The organism is Duganella aceris (assembly GCF_011090165.1).
Taxonomy (GTDB): Bacteria; Pseudomonadota; Gammaproteobacteria; order Burkholderiales; family Burkholderiaceae_D; genus Rugamonas; species Rugamonas aceris.
The window spans coordinates 380148-400663 of sequence record NZ_JAADJT010000006.1 but is presented as its reverse complement, the minus strand read 5'-3'; the positions used below and the strand labels follow the sequence as shown (position 1 = coordinate 400663).

The following is a 20516-nucleotide window of genomic DNA, read 5'->3' as shown; positions in this document are numbered from 1 at the left end:
GGCGTCAGTCGTTCTTGATGACGATGCTAGGGAACTTGCTGGTCATGTCCTTGGCCTTCTCGGACACCTGCACCGCGATCTTGCGCGCGATCTCTTTATAGATCGCCGCCACCGGACCGTCCGGATCGGCGACCACGGTCGGCTTGCCGGAATCGGCCTGTTCCCGGATCGCCATCGTCAACGGCAGCGCGCCGAGGAATTCGACGTTGAAGTCCTTGCACATCTTGGCGCCGCCGCCGGCGCCGAAGATTTCCTCGGCGTGCCCGCAGTTCGAGCAGATATGCGTGCTCATGTTTTCCACGATGCCCAGGATCGGGATGCCGACCTTCTCGAACATCTTCAAGCCCTTGCGCGCGTCCAGCAGCGCGATGTCCTGCGGCGTGGTGACGATCACGGCGCCGGTCACCGGCACTTTTTGCGACAGCGTCAGCTGGATGTCGCCGGTGCCCGGCGGCATGTCGACGATCAGATAGTCCAGGTCGCGCCAGTTGGTCTGCTCCAGCAGCTGTTGCAGCGCCTGCGTGACCATCGGGCCGCGCCACACCATCGGCTCGTCCGGATCGATCAGGAAGCCGATCGACGACACCTGCACGCCGTGGTTTTCCATCGGCTCCATGCTCTTGCCGTCCTTGGTCTCCGGACGACCGCTCACGCCCAGCATCATCGGCTGCGACGGACCGTAGATGTCGGCGTCCAGCAGGCCGACCGAGGCGCCCTCGGCCGACAGCGCCAGCGCCAGGTTGACGGCGGTGGTCGATTTGCCGACGCCGCCCTTGCCGGAGGCCACGGCGATGATGTTCTTCACGTTCGGCATCAGCTTCAGGCCGCGCTGCACGGTGTGCGGAATGATCTTGCTGGTCACGCCGACGCTGATGTTGCCGGCGCCGGGCAGCGCCTTCAGACCGGCGATGATGCTGGAACGCACCTTGTCGAACTGGCTCTTGGCCGGATAACCCAGCTCGATGTCGAGCGAGATATCGCCGCCATCGACCTTCAAATTCTTCACGGCTTTGCCGCTGACGTAATCTTTCGTTGTATTTGGATCAACGATTTTGGACAATGCGGCTTTGACGTCTTCGACTGTGATGCTCATGGAACTCTCCGTAAAATGTGCGCCCATTCTAGCGCATAGTGCGCGCTTGCCGCTTCCACTGTTAAAATGCTCCTTTTCCATCCACAAAGTGCATTAACCATGACTCGCAAGCTGTTCGTCACCACTGCCCTGCCCTACGCAAACGCCGCTTTCCATATTGGCCACATGATGGAGTACATCCAGGCCGACATCTGGGTCCGGTTCCAGCGAATGCAGCGCGACGGCGGTGCTGCGCGCGAAGTGCACTTTGTCGGCGCCGACGACACCCACGGCACGCCGATCATGATCGCAGCCGAAAAGGAAGGCATCACGCCGCAGGAGTTCGTCGCCAAGATCGCCGCCGGCCGCGCCCAGTACCTGGACGGCTTCCATATCGCCTTCGACAACTGGTATTCGACCGACTCGCCGGAAAACGTCGAGCTGTCGCAGGGCATCTACCGCAAGCTGCGCGACGCCGGCCTGATCCAGACCAAGATCGTGCCCCGCTTCTACGACCCGGTCAAAGGCATGTTCCTGGCCGACCGCAACATCAAGGGCGAGTGCCCGGTGTGCCACGCCAAGGACCAGTACGGCGACAACTGCGAAGTCTGCGGCGCGGCCTACCAGCCGACCGAGCTGATCAACCCGTTCTCGGTGTTCACCAACGCCACGCCCATCCTCAAGGATTCGGAGCAGTACTTCTTCAAGCTGTCCGACCCGCGCTGCTACCAGTTCTTGAAGGACTGGCTGAACACGCCGGGCCGCTTGCAGCCGGAGATGGTCAACAAGGTCAGCGAATGGCTGGGCGAAGCCGGCGAGAAGCTGGCAGACTGGGATATCTCACGCGACGCGCCGTACTTCGGCATCCCGATTCCTGACGCGCCGGGCAAGTTCTTCTACGTCTGGCTGGACGCGCCGGTCGGCTACCTGGCCAGCCTGAAGAACTACTTCGAGAAGAAGGGCCTGGACTTCAACGCCTTCCTCAACGACCCGGCCGCCGAGCAGATCCACTTCATCGGCAAGGACATCGTGTCGTTCCACCTGCTGTTCTGGCCGGCGATGCTGAAGTTCGCAGGTCACCCGGTGATCGACAAGCTGAAGGTCAACGTGCACGGCCACCTGACCGTCAACAACGAGAAGATGTCCAAGTCGCGCGGCACCGGCATCTCGCCGCTGCGCTACCTGAACCTGGGCATGAACCCGGAATGGCTGCGCTACTACATTGCCTTCAAGCTCAACTCCAAGGTCGAGGATCTGGACTTCACCGGTGAGGACTTCGTCGCCCGCGTCAATTCCGACCTGATCGGCAAGTACGTCAACATCGCCTCGCGCTGCGCCGGCTTCATCGCCAAGAAATTCGACGGCAAGCTGGCGTCGTCGCTGTCCGAAAACGCGCAGGGCTGGATCAAGCGCGCGCTGGTGACGGCCGAGGGCGTCGAACGCCAGGCCAGCATCGGCGCCAACTTCGAGGCGCGCGAGTTCGGCAAGGCGCTGCGCGAAATCATGGAAATCGCCGACATCACCAACCAGTACGTCGACGAGAACAAGCCTTGGATCCTGGCCAAGGACGAGGCCAAAGTGGCCGAACTGCATGACGTCTGCACCGCCGCGCTGATCCTGTTCCGCCAGCTGACCATCCTGCTGTCGCCGGTGCTGCCGGGCGTGGCCGCCAACGTCGCCAAGTTCCTCAACGACGAGCAGCTGGTGTGGGCCGATACCGATGTCGCCAGCGGCGTGGTCTCGACCGCGATGCTGGGCCGCACCATCGGCGCCTACACCCACCTGATGACCCGCGTCGACGCCAAGATGATCGAGGACTTGTTCGACGCGCCGTCGCAGCAAGCTGCAGCGGCCGCCGCACCGGCGCCGGCAGCCAAACCGGCCAGGCAAGCCGCGCCGGTCGCCGCCGCGCCGGCCCTGCCGATGCCGGAAGGCGTGGAGGAATTGGCGCCGCAGATCAGCATCGACGACTTCGTCAAGATCGACCTGCGCGTGGCCAGGATCGTCAACTGCGAGCACGTCGACGGCTCCGACAAGCTGCTGCGCCTGACGCTGGACGTCGGCGAAGGCCGCCTGCGCAATGTCTTCTCCGGCATCAAGTCGATGTATCAGCCGGAAGAACTGGTCGGCAAGCTGACCGTGATGGTCGCCAACCTGGCGCCGCGCAAGATGAAGTTCGGCGTGTCCGAAGGCATGGTGCTGGCCGGTTCGGCCAAGGACGAGAAGGCCAATCCAGGCATTTACATCCTCAACCCGTGGCCTGGCGCTGAGCCGGGCATGCGTATCCGCTAAGGTCCCTGCATGAACATCGTGGTCCGAGAAGCAACGAATGACGATGCCAAGTTGATTGCCGAGCTCACGCGCGCCGCGTGGGCCGGCAAGGTCAGCGTCACCTCCAGCGGCCATCGCGAAACCGCCGTCCTCGTCGCAGAACACCTGCGCGATGGCGGCGGTTTTGTTTTATTGGTCGACGACCGCCCGGTCGGCTCGGTGCGCTGGCTGCCGCTGGACGCCGAGCAGGACGTGTGGGAAGTGCGCCGCATGGGCGTGCTGCCCGAGTATCGCGGCAGCAACATCTCCCAGCATCTGCTGGAGGCGGTGATCCACCACGGCCTGTCGAGCGGCATCGAGGAAGTCCGGCTCGCGGTGCGCGCCGACCAGCCCAAGCTGATCGACTTCTACACCGCCTACGAGTTCGAACTGGCCGAGGAACTCGAGTACTCCGACGCCAACCCGATGGAACCGCCGCCGCTGGTCATGCGGCGCTCGCTCCGGCACTGACTCGGGAAGTGCTCCTACGAACTGTTCAACTCCTTCATGGAAAAATGAAGCTTCTTTCACTTCATCCATCAGGAGACCAATATGAATACCAAATTAACCGCACTGATCGCCGCTATGTGCCTGAGTGCAAGCGTTATGGCTCAAACGCAAAGTTCGGGCACGAGCAATACCGGCACGCCGACGGCTGGCCAGAGCGCCGCCAACAGCGGCGAACAGAATGCCACCGGCATGCAGAACAACAGCAACATGCAGAACATGCCGCAAAAGAACAAGGCGATGAAAGACAAGTCCGCCAAGTCTTCCAAGACAAAAAAGGCTGACTGCACGACGGCGCACACCGACGGTCACTCCACCACCGCCGCGACCGCAGCCGACAGCCAGATGGCAAGCGCCGACTGCAACCCGACCACCCCCACCCGCTAAGCCTCTACTTGTAGATGCCGCAGCCGATGATCACGCCATCCACCCGCTCCACGTAGGTTCGCTTGGCGTCGATGGTGCCGGTGCTGGGGCGCGAGGATGTCCTTGATCAGGTAATTGCCGTCGGCGTCTTTCATCTCCTTCAGGCTTTTGCCCACCAGCCTGACGTTGGCGCCGTTGGCCTGCACGATGCCATCGCCGTTGGCGAGGAAAGCGCTCCTTAAAAGATATGGCGAATGCCCAGGTTCAGGCCGCGATTGCCGGTGCCGCCTTCGATCGCGCTGCCGGCTGTGTAGCCGGCGCCGTTCCTGTTGCGGATGTACGCGTACACCGCGTACAGGTCGGTACGCTTGGACAGGTAGTAGCGATAACCCGCCGCCAGCTGCTGCGCATCCTGGTTGAACGCGGTCTTGTCGTTCTTGCGGATGTAGGAAGCGATCCAGGTCGCGACGCCCTGCGGCACCGTCACGCCAACCAGCACCACGTCGCTGTCGGTGCTCGGCGTCGGCGCCACCGCGTAGCCGAACGGGTTGGCCAGGTTGCGCGGCAGCGCGCTGTTGACGCCCTTGTCGACGCCATACGCGAAGTGCGCCTTGGCGACACCAAAATCGTACAGCGCCGTCAGCACCGCATTCTTCGCCGCGCTAGTGTTCTTGACCGTGGCCGTGTCGTTGTTGCGGTTGTGATGCGCCAGCCGCACCAGCAGCGGCCCGCTGACATATGCCAGCGCGCCGCCGAACTGGCGGCCGGCGGTGCTGTCGCCCGCCACCTCGCCCGCCCCGTACACCAGCTCCGCATTGAAGCCGTTCAGCACCGGCGAAGTGTACTTGACGGCGTTGTCCATGCGGCTGGCGCTGTTGCCGGTGGACGCCATCAGATTCTTGGTGTCGCCCGCCGTGCCGGAACCGAACGGATCGACCGCCGCCACCGCCAGGTACTGCGGCGTGTACTGGCGCCCGAGGCTCAGCGTGCCGACGCTCTTGCTCTGCAAGCCCACATACGCCTGACGGCCGAACAGCAAGCCACCCTGCCCCAGCGCGCCGGTATCCGACTGGAAGCCGTTCTCCACCAGGAAGATCGCGGACAAGCCGCCGCCCAGATCCTCCGAGCCCTTGAAGCCGAGGCGCGAACCCGCCTCCACGCCGCTGGTCAATTTGGTGGTCGTGGCGACGCCGCCGCTCTCGCGCACCAGCGCCATGTCGACGATGCCGTACACCGTCACGTTCGATTGGGCCGCAGCCGTCCCTGCCAAGGCGCCCAGCATGAGCGCAAGCATAGTCTTGTTCATTTTTATATCCCCAGTTGTGCAGGCTCTGATGTAGGCGGCGGGACAACGAGCCCTGACTATCCCGCCTGATTGCGTATTAAGATCCGAAGCCGCCGCCGCCCGGCGTTTCGATGGCGAACACGTCGCCGGCATGCATCTCGGCGGTGTGCGTGGCGCCGAAGCGCTCGACCGAGCCATCCACGCGCTCGACCCAGTTGCGCCCCAGCGCGCCGGGCTGCGCGCCCTCCAACCCGAACGGCGCGATGCGGCGGTGGCCGGCCAGGATGTTGGCCGTCATCGATTCCAGGAAGCGGATGCGCCGCAGCGCCCCGTCGCCGCCCCGCTGCGTGCCCTCGCCGCCGCTGCCGCGCCGGATCGCATGCGTTTCGACCAGCACCGGGAAGCGCCACTCCAGCACCTCCGGATCGGTCATGCGCGAATTGGTCATGTGCGTCTGCACCGCCGCCGTGCCGTCGAAGCCGGGACCGGCGCCGGAACCGCCGGCGATGGTTTCGTAGTACTGATGCTCGTCGTTCCCGAAGGTGAAGTTGTTCATCGTCCCCTGCGAGGCTGACATCACGCCCAGCGCGCCGTACAGCGCATCGGTGACGTACTGCGACACTTCCACGTTGCCCGCGACGACCGCCGCCGGATAACACGGATTGAGCATCGAGCCTTCCGGTATGATCAGCTTGAGCGGCTTGAGCACGCCCTCGTTCATCGGGATGTCGCTGTCGATCAGCGTGCGGAACACGTACAGCACGGCCGCCTTGCAGACCGACAGCGGCGCGTTGAAGTTGGTCGGCCGCTGCTCGCTGGTGCCGCTGAAGTCCACCGTGGCGCTGCGGCTCGCATGATCGATCGTCAGCTTGACCTTGAGGACGGCGCCGTCGTCCATCTCGTAGGCGAAGCTGGCGTCGCGCAGGCCGCCGATGGCCTTGCGCACCGCCGCCTCGGCGTTGTCCTGCACGTGACCCATGTAGGCCAGCACCACGTCCTCGCCGTGCGTGGCGACCGCCTTCAGCAGCTCGTTGGCGCCGGTCTCGCAGGCGCCCAATTGCGCGATCAGGTCGGAGATGTTCTGATCGATGTTACGGCTCGGCCAGGGCCCGGCGGCGAACAGCCCGCGCACCAGCGACTCCAGGAACACGCCCTTGTCGACGATCTTGATGTTGTCGAGCAGGACGCCCTCTTCCTCGATGGTGGTGCTGTTCGGCGGCATCGAACCGGGCGTGATGCCGCCCACGTCGCCGTGATGGCCACGCGCGGCGACATAGAACAGCGGCTCGGCGCCGCCGCCGTACACCGGGCATACCACCGTGATGTCCGGCAGGTGCGTGCCGCCGTTGTAGGGCACATTGAGCACGTAGGCGTCGCCGGGCGCCATGGTCGCCGCATGCTGGCGGATCACGCACAACACGCTGTCGCTCATCGATCCCAGATGCACCGGGATGTGCGGCGCATTGGCGATCAGGTTGCCGTGGCGGTCGAAGATCGCGCACGAGAAGTCGAGACGCTCCTTCATGTTGACCGAGTAGGCGGTGTTCTCCAGCGTCGTGCCCATCTGCCGCGCGATGGCCATGAACAGGTTGTTGAAGATCTCCAGATGGATGGGATGCACAGCGGTGGTCATCTTGTGCATGCTGCCTGCGGCCATGGTCCGCTCCAGCATCAGCGAGTGGTCCGGCAACACGCGCGCGGTCCAACCGGAGTCCACCACGGTGGTGGCGATCTGCTCGCGGATCAGGGCGGGACCGGCGACGCGGCTGCCGACCGGCAGTTCGGAGCGCACATGCAATGCGATCGGCACCGTGTGGCCGTCGACATAGCTGTAGACCCGGGCCGGCGCATCGTCGCCGCCGCCCGCCGGGACTTCGATCACAAAGTCGGCGCCGTCGCCGGCGCCGACCGCCTCCGCCGATACAGATTCGATCACCAGCGGTTGACCTTCCATCACAAAGCCAAAACGGCCCCGATACAGCGCGGCAAACGCCGCCGACATACCGGCCACGTCGCCGAGCGGAATCACGAACGCCGAGTCGCTGTCCTGGTACTTCAGGCGCGCGCACAACTCGATACGGATATCGTCCGCCGCCACCTGCTGCGCCAGCAGATCGTCGCCGGCATCGCGCGCCAGCGCCGCCAGTTGCGGTTGCAGCGCGTCCAGCGCAGCTGCGCTCAGCGGCTGCTCTACCGCGCCTTCACGCATGGCGCGGATATCGGCCAGACCCATGCCGAACGCCGATAGCACACCGGCGAACGGATGGATCACGATCTTGGTCATGCCCAGCACATCCGCCACACGGCAGGCGTGCTGCCCACCCGCGCCGCCGAAGCAGCACATCGCGTAGCGGCTGACGTCATAGCCGCGCTCCACCGAGATCGATTTGATCGCCTGCGCCATATTGTCGACCGCCACCGCCAGGAAGCCGTCGGCCACGGCGGATGGCGACAAGCGGGTGCCGGTCTCGCCGGCGATCTTGTCTGCCAGCTCGCCGAAGGCGCGCACCACCACATCACGATCCAGCGGCAGATCGCCGTTGGGACCGAACACGCGCGGGAAGTGCTCCGGTTGGATCCGTCCCAACATGACGTTACAGTCGGTGACGGTGAGCGGACCGCCCTTGCGATAGCTGGCCGGGCCAGGATTGGCGCCGGCCGATTCCGGCCCGACCTTGAAGCGGCCGTTCTCGAAGCTGCAAATGGAGCCGCCGCCCGCCGCCACGGTATGGATGTGCATCATCGGCGCCCGCACGCGCACGCCGGCCACCACGGTTTCAAACACTCGCTCATAGGCGCCGTCGTAGTGCGCGACGTCGGTCGAGGTGCCGCCCATGTCGAAGCCGATCACCTGTTTCAGGCCGATCGCCTCGCAGCTCTTGACCGCGCCGACGATGCCGCCGGCGGGGCCGGACAGGATCGCGTCCTTGCCCTGGAAGCGGCCGGCGTCCGTCAGGCCGCCGTTGGACTGCATGAACATGATGCGCACGTCGCCCGTGTCGGCCGAGACCCGTGAGACGTAATCGCGCAGCACCGGCGACAGATAGGCATCGACCACGGTGGTGTCGCCACGGCCGACGATCTTCATCAACGGACTGACCTGGTGGCTAACCGAAATCTGCGTGAAGCCCGCCTCCTCGGCCAGCGCCCGGAGCCGCTGCTCGTGCTGCGGATAGCGATAGGCGTGCATCAGCACGATCGCGATCGCGGCGATGCCCTTGTCGCGCAGGCCGGCGAACTGGCGCCGCAGCAGCGCGTCGTCCGGGGCTTCGAGCACCTCGCCGTGCGCGCCGATGCGCTCATCGATCTCGATCACTTCCTCGTAGATCAGGTCCGGCAGATCGATGCGCATGGCGAAGATGTCTGGCCGGTCCTGGTAGCCGATGCGCAGCTGGTCGGCGAAGCCGCGCGTGATCGCCAGCGCGGTGCGCGCGCCCTTGCGCTCCAACAGCGCGTTGGTGGCGACGGTGGTGCCCATCTTGATCACTTCGATCTGATCGGCCGGCAGCGGATCGCCGGCCTTCAGACCCAGCATGTCGCGCATGCCTTGCGTGACCGCGTCGTCGTAGCGCTCCGGGTATTCCGACAGCAGCTTGTGCGTCACCAGTTTGCCGTCGGGACGGCGCGCGACGATGTCGGTGAAGGTGCCGCCTCGGTCGACCCAGAACTGCCAGCGAAGTTGTTGAGCGGGGATGTCGTTTTTCATGGTGGTGCCTTTGAGATCAGGATTCAAGTTTCTTACCGGCCGTTTCAGGCAGGGTCAATGCGGCGAGGATCATCACACCGTAGGCGGTGCCGGCGAACACGCCGATCGCCTCGCCCAGCGCCATCGACTGGCTGCTCATGCCGATCATCAGCGGGAACAGCGAACCGATGGCGCGGCCCATGTTGTAGCTGAAGCCCTGGCCGGAGCCGCGTATCGAAGTCGGGAACAACTCGGTCAGGAAGGCGCCCATGCCGCTGAACACGCCGGACACGCAGAAGCCCAGCGGGAAGCCGAGGAACAGCATCACGCCGTCCGTCACCGGCAAGCGGGTGTAGGCCAGGGCGATGCACATCGAGCCGGTGGCGAACAGGATGAAGTTCTTCTTGCGGCCCAGGTAGTCGGTCAGGAAGGCGCTGACGATGTAGCCGACGTAGGAGCCGACGATAACCATCGCCAGGTAGCCGCCGGTGCCCAGTACCGTCAGATGACGCTCGGTCTTGAGGAAGGTCGGCAGCCAGGTGGTGATGGCGTAGTAGCCGCCCTGTGCACCGGTGGTCAGCAGCACGGCGCGCAGCGTGGTGCTGAGCATCTTCGGCGCGAAGATCTGGGTGAACGATGCGCGTTCCTCGGTGGCCGCGATTTTCTGCTGCTGGGCGACGAACACTTCCGGCTCGTCGACGAAGCGGCGGATGAAGATCACGAACAGCGCCGGCAGGATCCCCAGCAGGAACAGCGAGCGCCACGCCCATTCCGGCGGCAGCAGCGAGAACATCAGCGCGTACAGCAGCGCCGACACGCCCCAGCCGATCGCCCATCCCGCCTGCACCATGCCGACCGCCTTGCCGCGATCCCTGGCGCGAATCACTTCACCGATCAGGATCGCGCCGGCGGTCCACTCGCCGCCCATGCCGAAGCCCATCAGGCCGCGCGCCCACAACAGCTGCTGGAAACTCTGCGCGAAGCCGCACAACACGGTGAAGAAGGCGAACCACAGGATGGTCAGTTGCAGCGTCTTGACGCGGCCGATGCGGTCCGACAGGATGCCGGCGATCCAGCCGCCGGCGGCGGAGGTCAGCAACGTGACAGTGCCGATCAAGCCGGCGTCGCCTTTCGACAGGCCCCAGGCGGCGATCAGCGTCGGAATGACGAAGCTGAGGAACTGGGTGTCCATCGCGTCCAGCGCGTAGCCGATCTTGCAGCTCCAGAAGGTGCGGCGCTCCTTGCCGGTCAAGGCGTGGAACCAGGAGAAAAATCCCTCCTGCTGGGTGGTGCCTAGTGCTTTGGTGTTCATCGTGCTCTCCCTTTTTTTGGCGCAGCGCTTCCCCGGCGGGCGCGCTGTGCGGGTCCGCTGCGGGTGCTGCCTTGGTTTTAAATCAGAATGCGGCTAACGAGGCGTTGCGTATGTCCGTCACCAGCATGTAGCCCGGCTGGTGGGTGATCACCAGCGGCAGGCGCGCGTGGCGTATGGCTTCCTGCGGTGTGACGCCGCAGGCCCAGAACACTGGGATTTCGTCCGGCATGATCTCGACCGGATCGCCGTATTCGGGATGGGCGATGTCGGCGATGCCGATCAGCGCGGGATCGCCGAGGTGCACCGGCGCGCCGTGCACCGCCGGGAAGCGGCTGGTGATCTGGATCGCGCGGATGGCGTCGGCCGCCTTCATCGGCCGCATCGACACCACCATCTCGCCGCCGAACGGGCCGGCGCCCTGGTTGCGGATATTGGTGCGGTACATGGCGACGTTGCGGCGCTGCTCGATGTGGCGCAGCTTGATGCCGGCGTCCATCAGCATCTGCTCGAACGAGAACGAACAGCCGATGGCGAACACCACCAGGTCGTCGCGCCACAGATCGTGCAGCGCGTGGGTCTGCGACGCCAGCTCGCCGCCGCGATAGACGTTGTAGCCTGGCGTGTCGCTGCGCAGGTCCATGTCCTCGCCGAGGCGGGACACGTTCCATTGTCCGGGCTCGCCGACCGCCAGCAAGGGACAGGCGCGCTGGTTGCGCTGGCAGAACAGCAGGAACTGGTCGGCGTGCGCCTGCGGCAGGATCACCAGGTTGGCCTGCGCGTAGCCACCACAGTAGCCTGCCGTCGGCAACCGGAATTCGCCGCTGCGAACCTGGTGCCTGAGTTGGAGTGGGGTCATCTTCTGTCTCTCGCTGTCTCGATAATGATGAAAAAACTGCATGAGTTAAGAATAAACTTGAATAACCCACCATGCCATCTAGTTATTTTTGCTGTTGTTGTTTAGTTTTTCTTACCACTGTGCGCTATACCGGTGCATGAGGTTAAGGTATTCTTGACTCATGAATACTCGCTTCCTCGAAACCTTAGTCACCCTGGCGCAGCTACGCAGCTTCCGTGCCACGGCCCGCGCGCTGCACGCCACGCCGGCCGCGATCTCCTTACGTATCAAGACCTTGGAAGAGGAATTGCAGACGGAATTGATCGATCGTAGCAGCAAGGATTTCCGCCTGACGGCCAACGCGGAGTACCTGCTCGGGCACGCGAAAGCGGTGGTCGACGCGACCCGGCGGCTGCAGGCGGCGGCGCACAAAGATAGTGCAATCCGTGGCAGGCTGCGGCTCGGAGTGATCGAATCGGTGGTGCACAGTTGGCTGGCGCAGTACATCCGCGAGCTCAATGTGTTGTATCCGGAGCTGGAAGTCGATCTGGCGGTCGATATGAGCAATGTGCTGGAGCGGCGTTTGCGCGCGCGCGAGCTGGATCTGGTGATTCAGGTGGAGGGGGTGGAGAGCAGCGATATCGTCTCGGAGGCGCTGGCGGTGTATCCGCTGCATTGGATCGCGCGGCGCGGCCTGGTCGATACGCGCAAGGAGGGGCTGAACCAGCGCCTGTTGCAGTTGCCGATCCTGACCTTCGGGCGCGGCACGGCGCCGCAGCGCATGCTGGAGGAGATCGTCAGCAAGATGGCCAACCTGGCGATGATCCCGCTGGAACAGACGCGCATCACCTGTTCGCCGTCGGTGGCGGCGATCGTGCAGCTGGTGAAGGATGGTTATGGCGTGGCGGCGATTCCGAGCCTGTTCGTCGTCAGCTCGCTGGAGAATGGTGAGTTCATCGAGCTGCCGGTGCAGCCGGAGCCGCCGTCGATCATCGTCTCGATGTGCTTTCATTCCAACGCGGAGATGCTGGTGCACGCGGCGGCGAATGCGGCGCGGCAGGCCTGCGCGGGGTATTGCGCGCAGGTCGATCCGCGTTATATCAAATCGCTAGGGTGACCGCGCCGGCGCCGGCTTGCGGCACGGCGGAGCACATCAACACTTGGCCCGCTTCCGGCTGCGCGGCGCATTCGCGGGTGTAGCGCACCGCGCCCGCTTCCAGTCCGACGGCGCAGGCGCCGCACATGCCCGAGCGGCAGCCCGACGGCGCGGACACGCCGTTGGCTTCGGCCAGCGCCAGCAGGCTGCTCTCGCCATTCCAGGTGGCGGAGACGCCCGACGCTGCGAAGCGCACGGCGACGGCGGTGGCCGGCCCCTGCTCCGCCGTTGCGGCCGCAGCCTTGACGCTGCGACGCACACTGGCCGGCCCGAAGGCTTCGAAGCGAATCCGCGCATCGGCCACGTTAAGCTTGCGCAGTCCGTCGTACATCTGCTGCATGAACTCGGCCGGGCCGCACAGATAGAAATCGTAGTCGTCGAACGGCAGCAAGGCCTTCAGCAAATCCATGTCGATGCGGCCGGCGCTCGCTTGCCAGTTGACGATATCGCTGTCGGGGACATCTCCGCCGCTGTAGCGCACATGCACGTTCAGGTTGCGATGACCGGCCGCCATCGCCCGCAGATGCTCGTCGAATGCGTGCTCGCCGCGACTGCGCGCGCCGTGGATGAAATGGATCGCATGCTTGTGCCGCGTGCGGCTGCCGTTGACCAGCAAACCGTTCAGCATTGCGATCATCGGCGTGATGCCGATGCCGGCCGACAGCATCACCACCGGACGCTGCGTGCCCTCTTCAAAGGTGAAGTCGCCGCCAGGCCCCATCAGTTCAAGCGTCGCACCGGGCACCAGGTGGTCGTGCAACCAGCCGGAGACAGCGCCATCCCGCTTGACGCTGATGCGATAACGACGCCCATCCGGCGCATCGGACAACGTGTAGCTGCGCACCAGCAGCCGCGCCGCGTCGCCCACCCCGCCGTCGCCGCCGGCGGCCGACAAAGCGCCGCTGCCCGATGGCCCCATGCCCGCGCCCGCTGGCCCAGTCTCCGCTCCCGCTGCCCCTCCGCCCGCGCTCGCTGGCCCAGCCCCCGCTCCCGCTGCCCCTCCACCCGCGCTCGCTGGCCCAGCCTCCGCTTCCGCTGACCCTCCACCCGCGCCCGCTGGCCCTGCTCCCGCGCCCGCCGGCGCCCGCACCGAAATGAACTGCCCCGGCAGATGCGCCGCGACGCCCATGCCGTCGCCCGGCTCAAGGTAAAACGAGCGCACACCATCGCTTTCCTGCACAACGTCCTTGACGGTGAAAGGCCGCCAAGCCGAGCGCAAGCCGGCAGCGGCCAACACCCGATCCGCCTCGTCCCAATTCCCGGTGCGCGCATTCTGCACCGCCGGCTGCGGCGCGGTCCAGCGGAACGGCAACGCGCCGACATTGCGCACCACCTCGCGAATATGAAACCGCAGCAACCGCTCCGCGCCCGCAAAAGCCTTGACCTGCGGGCCCTCCCAAATGATCTCCCCCTCGACCGCGACATGCAGCATGTCGCCGCGCTCGAAATCGATGAACAACAAGCCCGCGCGCGGATGCCGCAACAGATTGCCCATCGTATTGAAGAAGAAGTTGCCGACAAACTCGGGCGACGTCAGCGTGCGGTCATCGTCGATACGCACAAAGCCCGGCCGGCCGCCGCGATGCGACATGTCGACACCGCGCCCGACGCCGACATCCTCATCCAGATTCGCACTGGCGATAAAAAACGTATCGGCGCGCGCGATCAGCTCACGATCGGCCGCGCTCAACGCCGTACCGCGCACCACCTTGACCTTGCGCGACGTCGCATCCGGCGCCGCACTATGCTGCCGATGCTGGATATACTGCGGGCAGTTGCCAAAGCTCTGCGACACCGCGATCCGCGTGACGCCCTCGTCCACCGAAGCGATCACCCCGTTGACGCGATTGCGCCGGCGCGTCGTCGGCGCCAAGCCCAAGCCGCCGACAAAGCCGCCAACGCGCAACTGCCCTTCCAGCGGATCGCCCGCCAGCAGACCGCCGGCGATATCCAGCGTGCGCGCATCCGGCGACGCGATGAAGCCCGCCCCGCCGGCCAGCATGGTCGCCCAAGGCTGCCCGGAGGCGTCGGTCGCGCCGAGGAAGAAGAACGGCAGCTCCGCATAGAATTGCCGATGCTGCTCCGGCATATGATCGCGCACATAGGGATTGGCCTCGACCATCTGCTCGCGCACGCCGAGACGCTGCTGGATCGCCAGTTCGTCGGCGTGGAACGGGGAGATGGCGGTGTCCATGACTTACACCTCCTCGGGCGCGACGCCGGCCTTGGTGGCGCGCATGGCGACATAACCAGGCAACGCCCGCACATTGGCCAGCCAGGCGCGGATGTTCGGATAAGGCTTCAACGACACGCCGCCTTCCGGCGCATGCTCGATGTAGCTGAACGCCGCGATGTCGGCGATGGTCGCCTGCTCGCCGACCAGGTAGCGGCGGCCAACGAGTTCCTGCTCCAGCACATCGAACAATCGGGTCGCGATGCCGATCGCGTTGTCGTGATTCAGCGGCGCGCCGAACACCGTCACCAGCCGCGCGGCGCACGGGCCGTAGGCGATCTTGCCGGAAGCGGTCGACAGCCAGCGCTGCACCGTGGCGGCGGCCAGCGGCTCGCGCGGCATCCACTTGCCGCTGTCGTCATACTTGGCGGCCAAGTAGACCAGGATCGCGGTCGAATCGGCCAGCAACACGTCGCCGTCGCGCAGCACCGGCACTTCGCCGAAGGCGTTCATCGCCAGGTATTCGGCCGAGCGGTTCTGACGGTTGGCCATGTCGATGGTGACGAATTCGTACGGCAGGTTCAGCAGGCTGAGGAACAGCTGCACGCGGTGGGTGTGGCCGGACAGTGGGGAACCGTAGAGTTTCATGATGCGTCCTTTTTGAGTGAATGCGCCCAGTATAGGCAGCATGTGTCGTACCGATAAGCCGTACAATGATGGAATCTCAGTTCATTTAAAGTGGACAATCAACCATGGCCGATCTCAACACCATCAACCTGAACCGCCTGATCACCTTCGTCGCCGTGGTGGAAGCCGGTTCGCTGACGGCCGCCGCCGAGCGGCTCGGACTGGCCAAGTCCATGGTCAGCAAGCACATGCAACTGCTGGAGGCGGAAATCGGTGTCGGCCTGCTGCTGCGCTCGACGCGCAAGCTGAGCCTGACCGAAGCCGGGCGCACTTTCTACGAGGCCAGCCGGCAGTTGCTGCAATCGGCCGAGCAAGCGGTCGAGCAGGCGCGCACCGGACGCGATACGCCGCAAGGCACGCTGCGCGTCGGGGCGCCGATCGATTACGGCGTGCTGGTGGTGGCGCCGCTGTTGTCGCAGTTGCGCGCTCGCTATCCGGCGCTGAAGGCGGAACTGATCTGCGGCGACCACCTGAACGACCTGATCGCCGAAGGCATCGACGTCACGGTCAGGCTGGGCAAGCTGGCCGATTCCGGCCACATGGCGGCGCGGGTCGGCAGGCTGGAACACTGGCTGGTGGCCAGTCCCGCCTTCGTCGAACGGCACGGCATGCCCGCCGCGCCGGACGAGCTGCCGCAGTTGCCGTACATCGGCCTGTCCGTATTGGCGCAACCCGGCGTGTTCACGCTGGAAAACGCGGCGGGCGACGTGCGCGAGGTACACATGCGCAATACCGTGTTCACCACCAATACCGCACCGGTATGCCGCGCGGTGGCGCTGGCTGGCGACGGCGTGCTGCGCGCGACCGTGTTCTCGGTGCGCGACGATGTAGCGGCCGGGCGGCTGGTGCGCCTGGCGCCGGCGTGGTCGTTGAAGCAGAGCCACATCCACGCGGTGTTCCCGGCGTCGGCGCATATGCCGCAGAAAGTGCGGGTGTTTATCGATGCGCTGAAGGTGGCGGCGGGCGGTTAGCGGATTCGTTTGCGGCGGCGCCGCAGCAGCGGGACGGACAGCGCGAACGCAGCGAATCCGCCCCAGAGCCAGGTCGCCGTCGCCGATGGCGGCTTGCGCTCCTTTGGCGCCGCCGTGTCCTTGAGGGCGACGGGAAATGGTCGCGGCTCAACCGGCACGATCTTCCAGTCGGCCCGATTGGCCGGCGCGCGCTGCTGGTATTCACGCAGCGACAGCACCGGGTCGCTGCCGAACGCGCGCGAGGAGGGAAACTAGGGAATCCGCACGAACAGCAAAGCTTCAAGGTCGGCGCTCAGTTGCGCCTCCAGGCCGCCCTCGCCGCCTTGCCGCGCCAGGCGCTCCAGCAGATCGCCGGCGATGCTGTTGAAGGCGACGAAGGGCATCAGCTCGGTGCGCTCGGTTTTCAGATAGTCATAGGCGCTCTGGCCGCTGGCCAGGCTCACTTCCTTGAGCGCCACATAAGGCAGCGCCACCGCCGCCTTCAGCGGACTTTCGCCGCCGACGCGCGGAATCTTCCAGCCCAGCGTGCGCAGCGTTTCAACGTTGATGCCGGCGCAGTTGGTGCTGGCGTGGCGATAATGGAAATCCTGCCGGTAGAAATGGTTGAAGACGCGGCCGATGGCCTCCTGGTACAACGCCGGCGCCCGTTGGTCCTTCAACACCGCGACCAGCATGTACGAAGGCCGATACCAGGCTTGGCCGCTGTTCAGGTCGCCCATATAAGCGTCCATCGGCAGGATGGAGGCGACGATGCCTTTTTCGCTGATCGACGCCAGGCTGTAGAAATTGTTGACCAGCCAATCGTCCCACTCCCCCGCCGGTCCGAAGCGGCCGGTGGCGACGGCGAAGTGGCCGCCGTAGGATTCATCGTCGTCGCCCTGGGCGCCATTCAGCATAAAGGCCAGCACCGGCTTGCCGGCCAGTGGCAGCGGATCATTGCCGCCGTCGCGGCGCCACAAGGTGCGGCTGGCATAGGCGGCGGTGGCGCCACCCTGACCGGCGCGCACCAGTTGCTCGATCGTCTCGCCGCCGGCCAAGGGCTTGCTCGCTGCGGCGCTGGCGATGGCGTAACGCTTCGGCCACAGCGTGCGCATCACGAAGCGGTCGTCGCGCCACACGCCTCGGGACTTGACCTCGCCGTTGGCGAAATAGGCCATGCTTTCGTCGTTGGCGTAGGATCGGTTGGTGGACAGCTTCGGCGTCAGGGTGACCGTGCGGAATGGCGTGTCGCCTTGGCGGAGCAGCGTGCCGCCGGCTTCCAGATGACCTTCGGCCACATGCGGCGAGCCGATCCACAGCAACGGTGGTGCCTGGTCGCGCGCCTTGCCGTTGCTGGCGGCCAGCCAGGCCTTGAGGTCGTCCTGTGCGCGCAAGCGCGGATCGTAGGCCGTGGCGTTGGACATCGGTACGGCGATCATGTCGTCGTTGAAGTACCAGAGTGCTTGCGGCGACGCGGCGCAGTCCTTGCAGCGGCCGGTGGCCAGCTTGAAGCGCTCGCTGGGATAGAGGCCGAGCAGGCCGGGCGCGAGCGCGTCGCGTAGGCCGCGCTCGCCGACGTTGCCGGCTTCGCTCGCCCCGGCCTCGCCCTCGCCCTCGCCCCCGCCTTTGCCCTCCCGCACGCCCGCCGCCTTCGCCGCGTCGGCCGAGTTAATCGCCTTCGCCGCGTCGGCCGGGTTAATCGCCTTGGCCGCGTCGGCCGGGTTAATCGCCTTGGCCGCGCCGCCGCTGCCCGCCACGACCGCACCCGCAGCTAAGGCGCACGCAATCACGAATCCACTTGCTCGCATGTTTTTCGCTCCAGGAAACAGGCGCATTGCGCCGGAGCGTGTCAGTGTATGGCCGCCTGCCCCCGAGCATATTAACCAGCGTCAACGCGATGGAGGCCACGGTGGCGACGGCGGCAGTGGCGGCGGCTAGCTGCGCCGCGCCGAGACGACAATGCCGGCGACGATCAGCGCAAAGGCGATCGCGTGGTAGCCGTGCGGCGCTTCGCCGAGGAAGGCCGACGACAGCAGCGCGGTGAACAGCGGCGTCAGGTTGACGAAGAACGCGCCGACCGACGGGCCGGCCTGCTGCACGCCCGCGCCCCAGCAGCGGAACGCGATCACCGCCGGCCCGATCGCGACGTAGGCCAGCGCCGCCGCCAGCGTCCAGCTCCATTGCACCGGGATCGCGCCCAGCGCCTGCTCGCCGAGCGCAAAACCGCCCGACCACAACACGCCGAAGCCGACCTGCGCCAGCAGGAAGCCGGCCCAGTCGGCGCGCAGCGCGACCGGCTCCTGGGTCCGCGTCAGCATCCAGCTATACAGCGACCAGGCGATGGTGGCGAGGATCATGAACAGGTCGCCCGCCACCAGCCGCAATTCCAGCACGTGGCGCCATTCGCCGCGCGCCAGCACCACCAGCACGCCGGCGATCGACAGCACGGCGCCAGCCACTTGGCGCCGCGTCACCCGCACGGCGAAGAACAGCCGGCCGGTCAGCATCATCCACACCGGCATGCCGGAGGCGACCAGCGTGACGTTGATCGGCGTCGAACTTTGCAGCGCCAAGTATTGCAGCGCGTTGTACAGGCCGATGCCGAGCAGGCCCAGCATCGCATACCGCTTCCAGTGCCGCCACAACCCCGCCTGCGGCCGGAACACCGGTCCGGCCAGCGCCAGCAGGACGAAAAAGGCGATCAGCCAGCGCAGAAAGTTGAGCAGCACCGGCGGCAACAGATCGTGCACCAGCCGGCCGACGATGGCGTTGCCGGCCCACAGCAGCGGCGGCAGGGTCAGTAAAAAGATGGTTTTCGGGGCGAGGCGTGTGCTCATGCGGCGGTTTCCGTGATAACTATGCAACATTACTTCAGCGAGCATAACCGATTCCGCCGGTTACGGCCGGCGCGGCGCGATAGGATTAGCGCCCGAGCGCTGCGGCGCGGTAAAATACACGCTGCTGATTCACCTACTTAGACAATATGAAACTTTCTAAACAACACTCGATGTACGAATCCGATCACACCCTGTTCATCAAGGCGCTGAAGGAAAAGAATCCGGGCATGGAGGCGGGCCAGCAAGCGGGCCGCGCGCTGCTGTGGGATCGTCCGCCGGTGTCGCTGGATGAGCAGGAGCGTCAGCTCAAATCGGCCATCAAGCAACAAGCTTACGTTTACCAGAACAAAGTCTAAATCTTCTGGGCGGCACGGATGTTGCCACACGATATGGACGCCGACGCGGCGGATGACCAGCTGCCTGTAGCCGCCGACGACGCGGCCGAGGCGGCGGCTTCGGCGTCGCTGAAGGCGCCCGATGTAGTGGCCGATCCTGTGGTGGTTGATCCTGTGGTGCCCGATGCGGTGGTGGCCGAGGCCGCCGCCGTCACCACCGAAGTCTCCGCCCTCGCCCGCCTGTACGGCGAACCGCTGCTCAAGCTGCCCACCGATCTGTACATCCCGCCGGACGCGCTGGAAATCTTCCTCGACGCCTTCGAAGGCCCGCTGGACTTGCTGCTGTACCTGATCCGCAAGCAAAACTTCAACATCCTCGACATCCCGATGGCGCAGCTGACGCTGCAATACCTGAAATATGTCGACCAGATCCGCCTGTCCAACCTGGAGCTGGCGGCCGAGTATCTGCTGATGGCGGCGATGCTGATCGAGATCAAGTCGCGCATGCTGCTGCCGCAGCGTCATGTCGAACTGGACGCCGAGTCGGACGATCCGCGCGCCGAGCTGGTGCGCCGGCTGCTGGAATACGAACAAATCAAGCTGGCCGCCTACGACCTGAACACGATTCCGCAGCTGGACCGCGATTTCGTGCGCACCCAGATCTTCATCGAGCAAAGCCTGGCGCCGACCTGGCCGGAGGTGGAGCCGATCGATCTGCAGCAGGCCTGGCTGGACGTGATAAAACGCGCCAAGCTGACCCAGCACCACAAGATCAGCCGCGAGGAGCTGTCGGTGCGCGAGCACATGACCGGCATCCTGCGCCGCCTGCAATCGAGCCGCTTCGTCGAGTTCGCCGACCTGTTCGACATCGCCGGCGGCGTGCCGGTGGTGGTGGTGAACTTCGTCGCGCTGCTGGAACTGGCCAAAGAGACGCTGATTGAAATTACCCAGGCCGAGCCGTTCGCGCCGATTTACGTGCGGCTGGCCTATTCGCCGGCCTGACCGG

The 20516-nt window shown here is 65.4% G+C and carries 18 protein-coding genes; 8 read left to right on the top strand and 10 right to left on the bottom strand.

What is annotated here, in order from left to right:
* Positions 1-4: 4 nt before the first annotated feature.
* Positions 5-1093, bottom strand: coding sequence for an iron-sulfur cluster carrier protein ApbC (apbC, locus tag GW587_RS15655; RefSeq protein ID WP_229259468.1), 1089 nt, complete (start codon positions 1091-1093; stop codon positions 5-7).
* Between the two features lie 99 nt (positions 1094-1192).
* Between apbC and metG the strand changes: the two genes are divergently transcribed.
* The 4 genes from metG to GW587_RS15635 all read left to right on the top strand — a co-directional run bounded on the left by metG (position 1193) and on the right by GW587_RS15635 (position 4497).
* Positions 1193-3364 carry a methionine--tRNA ligase gene (gene metG / locus GW587_RS15650; protein ID WP_229259467.1) on the top strand — a complete coding sequence of 724 codons (2172 nt, stop codon included), beginning with the start codon at positions 1193-1195 and terminating at the stop codon, positions 3362-3364.
* A gap of 9 nt (positions 3365-3373) precedes the next feature.
* Positions 3374-3853 (top strand): GNAT family N-acetyltransferase, encoded by a 480-nt coding sequence (locus GW587_RS15645; RefSeq protein ID WP_166104720.1) that lies wholly within the window; start codon positions 3374-3376, stop codon positions 3851-3853.
* An 81-nt stretch (positions 3854-3934) separates the two neighbouring features.
* Positions 3935-4276, top strand: a complete 342-nt coding sequence (locus GW587_RS15640; RefSeq protein WP_166104718.1) for a hypothetical protein — start codon at positions 3935-3937, stop codon at positions 4274-4276.
* Positions 4277-4338: 62 nt separating this feature from the next.
* Positions 4339-4497 (top strand): hypothetical protein, encoded by a 159-nt coding sequence (locus GW587_RS15635; protein ID WP_166104715.1) that lies wholly within the window; start codon positions 4339-4341, stop codon positions 4495-4497.
* Here the strand turns inward: GW587_RS15635 and GW587_RS15630 are convergent.
* From GW587_RS15630 to GW587_RS15615, 4 genes are all read right to left on the bottom strand, one after another.
* Complete coding sequence (locus tag GW587_RS15630) at positions 4494-5561, bottom strand: porin (protein ID WP_166104713.1); 1068 nt, start codon at positions 5559-5561, stop codon at positions 4494-4496. The two genes, GW587_RS15635 and GW587_RS15630, sit on opposite strands and share 4 nt — an antisense overlap.
* Positions 5562-5637: 76 nt before the next feature.
* A complete protein-coding gene (locus GW587_RS15625; RefSeq protein ID WP_166104710.1) occupies positions 5638-9246 on the bottom strand; it encodes a hydantoinase B/oxoprolinase family protein in 3609 nt (1202 codons plus the stop codon).
* 16 nt (positions 9247-9262) lie between these two features.
* Positions 9263-10537 carry an MFS transporter gene (locus tag GW587_RS15620; protein WP_166104708.1) on the bottom strand — a complete coding sequence of 425 codons (1275 nt, stop codon included), beginning with the start codon at positions 10535-10537 and terminating at the stop codon, positions 9263-9265.
* Between the two features lie 82 nt (positions 10538-10619).
* Positions 10620-11435: a putative hydro-lyase gene (locus GW587_RS15615; protein WP_267878097.1), complete on the bottom strand. Its 816-nt coding sequence runs from the start codon at positions 11433-11435 to the stop codon at positions 10620-10622.
* A gap of 118 nt (positions 11436-11553) precedes the next feature.
* On the opposite strand from GW587_RS15615, the gene GW587_RS15610 reads away from it, so the two are divergent.
* Positions 11554-12489 (top strand): LysR family transcriptional regulator, encoded by a 936-nt coding sequence (locus tag GW587_RS15610; RefSeq protein ID WP_166104702.1) that lies wholly within the window; start codon positions 11554-11556, stop codon positions 12487-12489.
* On the opposite strand, the gene GW587_RS31325 is transcribed toward GW587_RS15610, so the two are convergent.
* Both GW587_RS31325 and GW587_RS15600 read right to left on the bottom strand, forming a co-directional pair.
* Positions 12473-14722, bottom strand: coding sequence for a 2Fe-2S iron-sulfur cluster-binding protein (locus GW587_RS31325; RefSeq protein ID WP_166104699.1), 2250 nt, complete (start codon positions 14720-14722; stop codon positions 12473-12475). The genes GW587_RS15610 and GW587_RS31325 overlap by 17 nt on opposite strands.
* Positions 14723-14725: 3 nt before the next feature.
* Positions 14726-15349: a glutathione S-transferase family protein gene (locus GW587_RS15600; RefSeq protein WP_166104696.1), complete on the bottom strand. Its 624-nt coding sequence runs from the start codon at positions 15347-15349 to the stop codon at positions 14726-14728.
* A gap of 104 nt (positions 15350-15453) precedes the next feature.
* On the opposite strand from GW587_RS15600, the gene GW587_RS15595 reads away from it, so the two are divergent.
* Positions 15454-16359 carry a LysR family transcriptional regulator gene (locus GW587_RS15595; RefSeq protein WP_166104693.1) on the top strand — a complete coding sequence of 302 codons (906 nt, stop codon included), beginning with the start codon at positions 15454-15456 and terminating at the stop codon, positions 16357-16359.
* Here the strand turns inward: GW587_RS15595 and GW587_RS15590 are convergent.
* From GW587_RS15590 to GW587_RS15580, 3 genes are all read right to left on the bottom strand, one after another.
* Positions 16356-16577 (bottom strand): hypothetical protein, encoded by a 222-nt coding sequence (locus GW587_RS15590; RefSeq protein WP_166104689.1) that lies wholly within the window; start codon positions 16575-16577, stop codon positions 16356-16358. The two genes, GW587_RS15595 and GW587_RS15590, sit on opposite strands and share 4 nt — an antisense overlap.
* Before the next feature lie 33 nt (positions 16578-16610).
* Positions 16611-18095: a hypothetical protein gene (locus tag GW587_RS15585; protein WP_166104686.1), complete on the bottom strand. Its 1485-nt coding sequence runs from the start codon at positions 18093-18095 to the stop codon at positions 16611-16613.
* 177 nt (positions 18096-18272) lie between these two features.
* Positions 18273-19175, bottom strand: coding sequence for a DMT family transporter (locus tag GW587_RS15580; RefSeq protein ID WP_166104683.1), 903 nt, complete (start codon positions 19173-19175; stop codon positions 18273-18275).
* Positions 19176-19321: 146 nt separating this feature from the next.
* Between GW587_RS15580 and GW587_RS15575 the strand changes: the two genes are divergently transcribed.
* Positions 19322-19531 carry a DUF3460 family protein gene (locus GW587_RS15575; protein ID WP_166104680.1) on the top strand — a complete coding sequence of 70 codons (210 nt, stop codon included), beginning with the start codon at positions 19322-19324 and terminating at the stop codon, positions 19529-19531.
* 33 nt (positions 19532-19564) lie between these two features.
* Positions 19565-20512 carry a segregation and condensation protein A gene (locus tag GW587_RS15570; protein ID WP_371875601.1) on the top strand — a complete coding sequence of 316 codons (948 nt, stop codon included), beginning with the start codon at positions 19565-19567 and terminating at the stop codon, positions 20510-20512.
* Positions 20513-20516: the final 4 nt, after the last annotated feature.

Excerpts from the sequence above, each read along its gene's own strand:
- apbC (WP_229259468.1), bottom strand. The coding sequence starts at position 1,093 with ATGAGCATCACAGTCGAAGACGTCAAAGCCGCATTGTCCAAAATCGTT.
- metG (WP_229259467.1), top strand. The coding sequence starts at position 1,193 with ATGACTCGCAAGCTGTTCGTCACCACTGCCCTGCCCTACGCAAACGCC.
- GW587_RS15645 (WP_166104720.1), top strand. The coding sequence starts at position 3,374 with ATGAACATCGTGGTCCGAGAAGCAACGAATGACGATGCCAAGTTGATT.
- GW587_RS15640 (WP_166104718.1), top strand. The coding sequence starts at position 3,935 with ATGAATACCAAATTAACCGCACTGATCGCCGCTATGTGCCTGAGTGCA.
- GW587_RS15630 (WP_166104713.1), bottom strand. The coding sequence starts at position 5,561 with ATGAACAAGACTATGCTTGCGCTCATGCTGGGCGCCTTGGCAGGGACG.
- GW587_RS15625 (WP_166104710.1), bottom strand. The coding sequence starts at position 9,246 with ATGAAAAACGACATCCCCGCTCAACAACTTCGCTGGCAGTTCTGGGTC.
- GW587_RS15620 (WP_166104708.1), bottom strand. The coding sequence starts at position 10,537 with ATGAACACCAAAGCACTAGGCACCACCCAGCAGGAGGGATTTTTCTCC.
- GW587_RS15615 (WP_267878097.1), bottom strand. The coding sequence starts at position 11,435 with ATGCAGTTTTTTCATCATTATCGAGACAGCGAGAGACAGAAGATGACC.
- GW587_RS15610 (WP_166104702.1), top strand. The coding sequence starts at position 11,554 with ATGAATACTCGCTTCCTCGAAACCTTAGTCACCCTGGCGCAGCTACGC.
- GW587_RS31325 (WP_166104699.1), bottom strand. The coding sequence starts at position 14,722 with ATGGACACCGCCATCTCCCCGTTCCACGCCGACGAACTGGCGATCCAG.
- GW587_RS15600 (WP_166104696.1), bottom strand. The coding sequence starts at position 15,349 with ATGAAACTCTACGGTTCCCCACTGTCCGGCCACACCCACCGCGTGCAG.
- GW587_RS15595 (WP_166104693.1), top strand. The coding sequence starts at position 15,454 with ATGGCCGATCTCAACACCATCAACCTGAACCGCCTGATCACCTTCGTC.
- GW587_RS15580 (WP_166104683.1), bottom strand. The coding sequence starts at position 19,175 with ATGAGCACACGCCTCGCCCCGAAAACCATCTTTTTACTGACCCTGCCG.
- GW587_RS15575 (WP_166104680.1), top strand. The coding sequence starts at position 19,322 with ATGAAACTTTCTAAACAACACTCGATGTACGAATCCGATCACACCCTG.
- GW587_RS15570 (WP_371875601.1), top strand. The coding sequence starts at position 19,565 with ATGGACGCCGACGCGGCGGATGACCAGCTGCCTGTAGCCGCCGACGAC.